At 75.7% G+C, this 6964-nt stretch carries 6 protein-coding genes; 3 read left to right on the top strand and 3 right to left on the bottom strand.

What is annotated here, in order from left to right; all coding sequences use genetic code 11:
• Positions 1-72: 72 nt before the first annotated feature.
• Positions 73-1305, top strand: a complete 1233-nt coding sequence (locus ACFV6D_RS34475; RefSeq protein ID WP_380562712.1) for a lanthionine synthetase LanC family protein — start codon at positions 73-75, stop codon at positions 1303-1305.
• A gap of 25 nt (positions 1306-1330) precedes the next feature.
• On the opposite strand, the gene ACFV6D_RS34470 is transcribed toward ACFV6D_RS34475, so the two are convergent.
• The 3 genes from ACFV6D_RS34470 to ACFV6D_RS34460 are packed head-to-tail and all read right to left on the bottom strand — an operon-like array spanning position 1331 to position 4230.
• The gene (locus ACFV6D_RS34470; protein ID WP_380562710.1) at positions 1331-1987 is read right to left on the bottom strand and encodes a response regulator; all 657 of its coding nucleotides are present in this window, start codon (positions 1985-1987) and stop codon (positions 1331-1333) included.
• A complete protein-coding gene (locus ACFV6D_RS34465) occupies positions 1972-3282 on the bottom strand; it encodes a sensor domain-containing protein (RefSeq protein ID WP_380562708.1) in 1311 nt (436 codons plus the stop codon). Before ACFV6D_RS34465 ends, ACFV6D_RS34470 begins: the two co-directional genes overlap by 16 nt.
• Positions 3283-3291: 9 nt before the next feature.
• Complete coding sequence (locus ACFV6D_RS34460; protein WP_380378916.1) at positions 3292-4230, bottom strand: DMT family transporter; 939 nt, start codon at positions 4228-4230, stop codon at positions 3292-3294.
• A 249-nt stretch (positions 4231-4479) separates the two neighbouring features.
• Between ACFV6D_RS34460 and ACFV6D_RS34455 the strand changes: the two genes are divergently transcribed.
• Together ACFV6D_RS34455 and ACFV6D_RS34450 are read left to right on the top strand one after the other, a co-directional pair.
• Positions 4480-5409: a LysR family transcriptional regulator gene (locus ACFV6D_RS34455; protein ID WP_380562706.1), complete on the top strand. Its 930-nt coding sequence runs from the start codon at positions 4480-4482 to the stop codon at positions 5407-5409.
• A 209-nt stretch (positions 5410-5618) separates the two neighbouring features.
• Positions 5619-6911 carry a carbohydrate-binding protein gene (locus ACFV6D_RS34450; RefSeq protein WP_079135961.1) on the top strand — a complete coding sequence of 431 codons (1293 nt, stop codon included), beginning with the start codon at positions 5619-5621 and terminating at the stop codon, positions 6909-6911.
• Positions 6912-6964: the final 53 nt, after the last annotated feature.

The raw sequence follows: 6964 nt of genomic DNA, 5'->3' as shown, positions 1-6964 counted from the left end.
ACCACCCCCCCCCCCCCCCCCCGCACCCCGCGCGGGCCCCCCCCCCCGACCCGTCGTTCCCGAGGAGCCACCGTGCCGCAGCACACCGCGAACGCCGCGAACACCGAGAGCACCGAGAGCACCGGCACCGCCGTCACCGGACTCGCCGTCCGACTCCTCGACGCCTGGTCCGCCCGGCCCCGCGAGAGCCCGGCGGGCGCCGAGCACCCCTCCGATCCGGGCATCCCCGTCCTGGCGTCCTTGCTGCACGCCTCCGGAGGGCCGGAGGCCGAACGGTCCGCGGCCCGTGCCGTGGCGGTGTGGGCCCGCACCGCCGGCCAGGGGCCGGGCCACTGCGGGCTCTACGACGGCGGACTGGCCGGAACGCTGGCGGGCCTGCGCCTGGGAGCCCTGGTCCACCCGGACTTGCACCGGGCCGCCGACCGGCTCCGCGACCACCTGGTCCGCACCGCGCCGGCCCTCGACTGGCGCTGCGAGCAGGTCGCCTTCCCGGACTACGACCTCATCGTCGGCCCCTCCGGCACCCTGCTCGCCCTGACCACGGGCACCCGCCCGACACCGGCCCAACTCGGCCCGTACGCCGACCACCTGGCCCGGCTGTGCGACACCGACGAGCTGCCCCGGCTGCGGACGGGGCAGTACGCCGGCCACCCGCACCTGGGCTGGCTCGACGGCCGGATCAACACCGGCACGGGCCACGGCGCCGCAGGGGTCGTCGCCGCACTCACCGCAGCCGTACGCCACCTCGGACCGCACCCCGGCCTGACGCCCGCCCTGCGCCGCGCGACCGGGTGGCTGATGCGGCAGTCCTTCGACGACGCCCGCTCCATCCGCACCTGGGACGGCGCCGGGCTCGACGGCCCGCCGTCCGCCGGAGCGCGCGCCCGCCAGGCCTGGTGCTACGGCACCCCCGGAGTGTCCTGGGCGCTGTGGGACGCGGCCGACGCCACGGGCGACCGGGAGACGGCCACCTGGGCCGCAGCGGCCTTCGGCACGCTCGCCGACCGGTACGACGAGCGGTTCCACCTCTTCGGCGACCGCGCGAGCGACCTGCTGGCCCTGTGCCACGGCGCCTCGGGCGTGCTGGCGGTGGCCGACGCCTTCGCCCACCATGCCGGTCTGCCCGCCGCGGCCGCGCTGAGGGCCCGCCTGCTCGCCCACCTGAGGGCCCGCCTGCCCGAGGTGGAGGCCCTGGGCGCGGAGGGGATGGGCCTGCTCGGGGGCGCGGCCGGCCCGCTGTGCGCCCTGCTCACCGCGGGCCACGACGCCTCCCGGGCCTGGCTGCCCTGTCTCGGTCTGCGCTGACGCCCGGCGTGGTGCCGGGCCCGCCCTACGCCGCCCGGAGGTGGGCGAGGACGGCGAGGACGCGACGGTTGCCTTCGGTGGGGTCGAGGTCGAGCTTCATGAAGATGTTGCCGCAGTGTTTGACCACCGAGGCCTCGGTGATGGTGAGCCGGGTGGCGATCGCCTGGTTGTTGAGGCCCTCGGCCATGAGGGCGAGGACTTCGCGTTCGCGGGGGGTCAGCCGGGTGAGGGGGCGGTCGGCGGACTGCTGGCGCAGCAGGACGCGGACCACGTCGGGGTCGATGACGGTCTCGCCGGCGGCGACCCGGCGCAGGGCGTCGAGGAAGTCGGCGACGTCGCCGACGCGGTCCTTCAGGAGGTAGCCGAGGCCGGCGGGTTGGGCGCCGGCGGCGGCGAGCAGGCGGGTCGCGTACGGGGTGGCGACGTACTGGGAGAGCACCAGGACGGGCAGGCCCGGGTGGCGTTCGCGCAGGTCGAGGGCAGCGCGCAGGCCCTCGTCGGAGAAGTCGGGCGGCATCCGGACGTCGGTGATGACGGCGTCGGGCCGTTCGGTGTCGACGGCGGCGACGAGGGCGCGGGCGTCGCCGACGGCGGCGGTCACCCGGTGGCCGCCGAGGGTCAGGAGTTCGACGAGTCCGGCGCGCAGCAGGACGGCGTCCTCCGCGATCACGACCCGGAGCACGGGACCTCCAGCCGCAGCGTGGTCGGGCCGCCCGTCGGGCTGGTCACCATGAGCCGTCCTTTCAGGAGTGCCACCCGGTCGGCGAGTCCGCGCAGGCCGGCCCCGGCGGCCGGGTCCGCCCCGCCGTGGCCGTCGTCGGTCACCTGGAGCACCAGGCGGCCGTCGGCGATGCGCCCGCTGACGGTGATCGCGGCGGCGCCGCTGTGCTTGGCGGCGTTGGTGAGCGCTTCGGTGACGGTGAAGTAGGCGGTGGTCTCGACGGGGGCGGGCAGCCGGCCGGGGAGGTCGAAGTCGGACCGGACCGGGATGGAATGGCGCAGCGCGACCTCGGCGACGGCGGCGGCGAGGCCGTGGTCGGTGAGCACTTGGGGGTGGATGCCGCGGACCAGGCCGCGCAGTTGTTCCAGGGCCTGCCGGGCTTCGCCGCGCGCCCGGGCGACCAGGGCGGTGGCCCGGTCGCCGGACTGGGCGCTGCCGTCGCGCAGCGCGTGGTCGGCGAGGCCGAGGGTCATGCTGAGCGCGACGAGCTGCTGTTGGGCGCCGTCGTGCAGGTCGCGTTCGATGCGGCGGCGTTCGGCTTCGAAGGCGTCGGCGAGCCGGGCCCGGGAGCGGGTGAGTTCGAGGACCTGGCGGCCGGTGTCCTCCTCGCGGGGCCCGAGCAGGAGGCGGGCGAGGGCCACCTGGGCGGTGGTCAGCAGGGCGCCGGCGTAGGCGCAGAGGAGGAGCCCGGCGAGCCCGGCGGCACTGAACGGCAGGGCGGCGAGCGGCCCGGGCACCGCCCTGCCGGGGATGATCATGACGGTTTCGGGAGCCAGCGCCCAGACGATCACCGGGGAGGCGACCAGGGCGGCACAGAACAGCAGCGCGGCGCTGAAGCCGAGCGCGGCGGCGGCGAGGGCCGTGGCGGTGAGCGCGGTGTGGGCCAGCTCGCGCCAGGTGGCGCGCTCGCGCAGGCGGGTCCGCAGCCGGGCGCGGCGGCCGGCGCCGGGCAGCGGACGGTGCGGGTCGGGCAGCGGTGCCGGTTCGACCAGCCGCAGCCGTCGGCGTTCGAGGGCGGCGGCGGGGATGCCCGCGAGGGCCAGTGCGAGGAGGACCGGCAGTCCGACCCCGACCACGGACAGGCCCAGCCCGAGCACCAGCAGCACCGCCAGGGCGGCCAGCAGCAGCGGGCCCAGCAGCGCGCCGCCGAGCAGGTACGCCCAGCAGCGCGGCACCCACGGGGTGACGGGGAAGCGCAGCGGGTGGGCTCGCAGCGCGGCCCAGACGGCCGTCGGCTGCTGCTCCTCCTCGTTCACCCGGTCACTCTAACGAACCCTCTGACCAGGCCTCGGGGCGTCAGGCGTGGCGGCGGCGGAGCCGGCCGGGCGGGGTGCGGGCCGGGGGCGGGTCAGGGCGACGGCGGCGATCACCAGGACGCCGCCGGCCAGGGCGTTCCAGCCGACGGGTTCGGCGAGGAAGGCCGCGCCGAGGGCCGTGGACCACAGCGGCATGACGTAGGTGACGGCGGAGGCCACCGCGGTGCCGGCCGTGCGGACCAGCCCGAGGTTGAGCAGGTACGCGAGGCCGGTGCCGACCGCGCCCAGCACCAGCAGGGCGCCGGCCGCGCCCGCCCCCGGCCAGTGCGGGGCGCCCGCGGCGAACGGCGCGATGGCGGCCAACTCGGCGGTGGCGCAGGCGATCTGGACGGCGGAGAGGGTGACCACCGACTCCGGCCGGCCGGAGAGGAAGCGGCGCAGATAGGCGAAGCCCGCGCCGTAGCAGCAGGCGGCGGCCAGGCAGGCGAGGCCGCCGGCGGCCTCGCCGGAGCCGATGCCGCGCCAGACCCCGAGCACGGTGAGCACGCCGACGAAGCCGAGGGCGAGTCCGGAGAGCCGGCGGGCGCCGGGGCGGCGCTCCTCGGCGACGGTGAGGACGGTGAACAGCAGGGTGAACAGCGGGGTGGTCGCGTTCATCACCCCGGCGAGGACGGAGCTGACCCGGGTCTCGCCGAACGAGAACAGCGTGAACGGCACGGTGTTGAGGAGCACCGCGACCACGGCGGAGTGCCCCCAGAGCGCGCGGTCGCGGGGGACGCGCTCGTGGCGCAGCACGAGGATCGTCCACAGCGTGACCGCCCCGAGCGCGCAGCGCCACAGCGCCACCCACAGCGGCGGCACCCCCGCCTCCACCGCCACCTTGATCAGCGCGAAGCTCGCGCCCCAGATCGCCGACAGCGCCACGAAGCCCGGCAACCAGCGCCGCACCCGGACCACCTCCATCTTCGTCCGTTGGTTCCGTGTCGGGTTCCGTCCCGGCCCCGTCCAGGGTCCAGTCTCGGGTCCCGCCGCAGGTCCCGCCTGGGGTCCCGTCTGGGATCCCGCCTGGGGTCCCGTCTGGGATCCCGTCTGGGATCCCGTCTGGGATCCCGTCTGGGATCCCGTCTGGACAGAGGGTGGCCCGGCGGCAGAGCATGAGTCCAACAAGTGGCAGTGCCGGATGGATGAGGAAGTCTCATGGCGTCGGAGGTCAACCTGGCCCAGCTCAGGGCGCTGGTCGCGGTCGCCGACACCGGGGGGTTCGGCGCGGCCGCCGACGAACTGGGCATCAGCCAGTCCGCCGTCTCGCACGCCGTCGCCGCGCTGGAGCGGACCCTCGGCACGCCCGTCCTGCTGCGCGGCACCCCGGCCCGGCCCACTCCCCTGGGCGAGCAGATCCTCCCGCACGCCCGCACCGCCGTCGCCTCCGCCGCCGCCGTGCGCGCCATCGCCACCCGGCACTCCGGCGGCCCCGTCGGCACCGTGCGGCTGGCCGCGCCGACCACCGTCTGCCAGGCGCTGCTCCCCGGGCTGCTCCGGGACTGGAAGGCCGCCTACCCGCAGGTCACCGTCCGGGTCTTCGAGGGCGAGGACGACGAGCTCGCCACCTGGCTGGAGGCGGGCACCGTCGACGCCGCGGTCCTGGTCGACCCCGGGCCGCTCCCGCCCGGGGCGGTCGCGCTCGGGGCCGACTCCATGCACGCGCTGCTGCGCCGCGACCACCCGCTCGCCGGACAGGAGGCCATCCACGTCGCCGACCTGGAGGACGACGACTTCCTGCTCTCCGAGGGCGGCTGTGAACGCCAGATCCGGGAGGCCTTCCGCCGGGCCGGCACCCGCTTCACCCCCCGGCACCGCATCCGCGACCTCAACACGCTCATCGGCATGGTGCACGCGGGCGTCGGGGTCTCGGTGATGCCCGCGCTGGCGCTGACCATGCTCCCGGCCGACTGCGTGCTCGTCCCGATCCGGCCGGCCGTCCACCGCACGCTCACGCTCACCGGGCCGACCAGCCGGCCGTGGTCGCCTGCGGTCGGCGGGCTGCTGGCGGCGGTGGGCGCCGCGCAGGGGGCGGGTGACGCCGCGCGGGGAGTGGGGACCGGGGTCCGCGTGGCGGCGCGCGCCTGACGGGGAGCCCGTTCGGCGCCCGGCCCACCGCCGGCGCCGGGCCCCGGCTTGACCATTTTGGGGTTGACCACCCTTCCTCGACAGGTCTATACCAGTGACAGTCTTCGGCAACTACCCCCTGCCGGAGGCCCGTTCGGTCTGCGCGCCACCCCCACCTCCGGCGTGAGCAGCCCCCTCCCCCACTGCCGTCCCGCCTGGAAAGGCCCTCGATGGAACGCGCACTTCCCCCACACCCCGCCCCCCGGAACCCGCGCCGCCGCCCGCGCCGGGTCGCCGCCGCCGTGGCCGGGGTGCTCGGCCTGGTCGCCGGCGGTGTCGCCGCGCTCGCGAACACCGGCTCCGCCGCCGCCGACACCACGACCGGCCTCGGCAGCAACTGGTACGCCTCGGCGCCCTACCTGATGCCCGAGGACAACAGCCCGCCGGACGCCGCGGCGGTGATGGACGCCACCGGGCAGAAGGCCTTCCAGCTGGCATTCATCCTGGCCCAGGGCAGCAGCTGTTCACCGGCCTGGGGCGGCACCTCCTCGATCGACACCGACACCACCATGCCCGGCGTCATCCAGACCATCCGCGGCAAGGGCGGGGACGTCTCGGTGTCGGTCGGCGGGTACGGCGGCACCAAGCTCGGCCAGGTCTGCGGCACGCCGGAGGCGACCGCCGCCGGGTACCAGAAGGTGATCACCAAGTACCAGTTGAAGGCGATCGACTTCGACCTGGAGGAGCCGGAGTACGAGAACACCGCGGCGATCCACAACGAGATCGGCGCCGCCCGGATCCTCCAGCAGAACAACCCCGGCCTCTACATCTCGATCACCACCGCCGGGACCAACGCGGGGACGGGCTGGTTCGGCACCCAGATGCTGAACGAGGCCAAGTCGCAGGGCTTCACGCCGAACAACTACTCGATCATGCCGTTCGACGGCGGGTTCAACGGCGCCGCCGCGCAGACCGACGCGCTGGTGAAGTTCAACCAGATCCTCCAGACCACCTTCGGCTGGTCCGAGGCGACGGCCTACGCCCACGAGGGCGTGTCGATGATGAACGGCCGCACCGACGCCGCCGAGTACTTCCGGCAGGCGGACTTCCAGGCCGTGCTGGACTTCGCCACCGCGCACAACCTGGCCCGGTACACCTACTGGTCGGTCAACCGGGACCGGCAGTGCACGGGCCCGGTGGACCCGGGGCTGTCCGGCTCCTGCTCCAGCGTGGCGCAGAACGACTGGGACTTCACCAAGTACACCGTGAAGTTCGCCGGGGCGACGCCGCCCACCACCCCGCCGACCACGCCTCCGACCACCCCGCCCACCACGCCGCCGACGACTCCCCCGACCACCCCCGGGGCCTGCGCCGACCCGGCGTGGAGCGCGAGCACCACGTACACCAGCGGCAGCAAGGTCTCGTACGGCGGCCACGAGTACCACGCCAAGTGGTGGACGCTGAACGAGGTGCCGAGCGCCAGCGGCCAGTGGGGCGTCTGGGGCGACGACGGCCCCTGCTGACGGGCTGACAGGTCGACGGGCCGACGCCCGGGGCCCGGGGATCTGCACACCCC

Origin of the sequence: Kitasatospora sp. NPDC059812 (assembly GCF_042732075.1) — a bacterium.
In the GTDB taxonomy this organism is placed as follows: Bacteria; Actinomycetota; Actinomycetes; order Streptomycetales; family Streptomycetaceae; genus Kitasatospora.
The sequence above is the reverse complement of the archived record's forward strand: the minus strand, read 5'-3'. Positions and strand labels throughout refer to the sequence as shown.

What these genes read in the sequence shown, in the direction of transcription:
- ACFV6D_RS34455 (WP_380562706.1), top strand. Translation starts at nt 4,480, where the DNA reads ATGGCGTCGGAGGTCAACCTGGCCCAGCTCAGGGCGCTGGTCGCGGTC.
- ACFV6D_RS34450 (WP_079135961.1), top strand. Translation starts at nt 5,619, where the DNA reads ATGGAACGCGCACTTCCCCCACACCCCGCCCCCCGGAACCCGCGCCGC.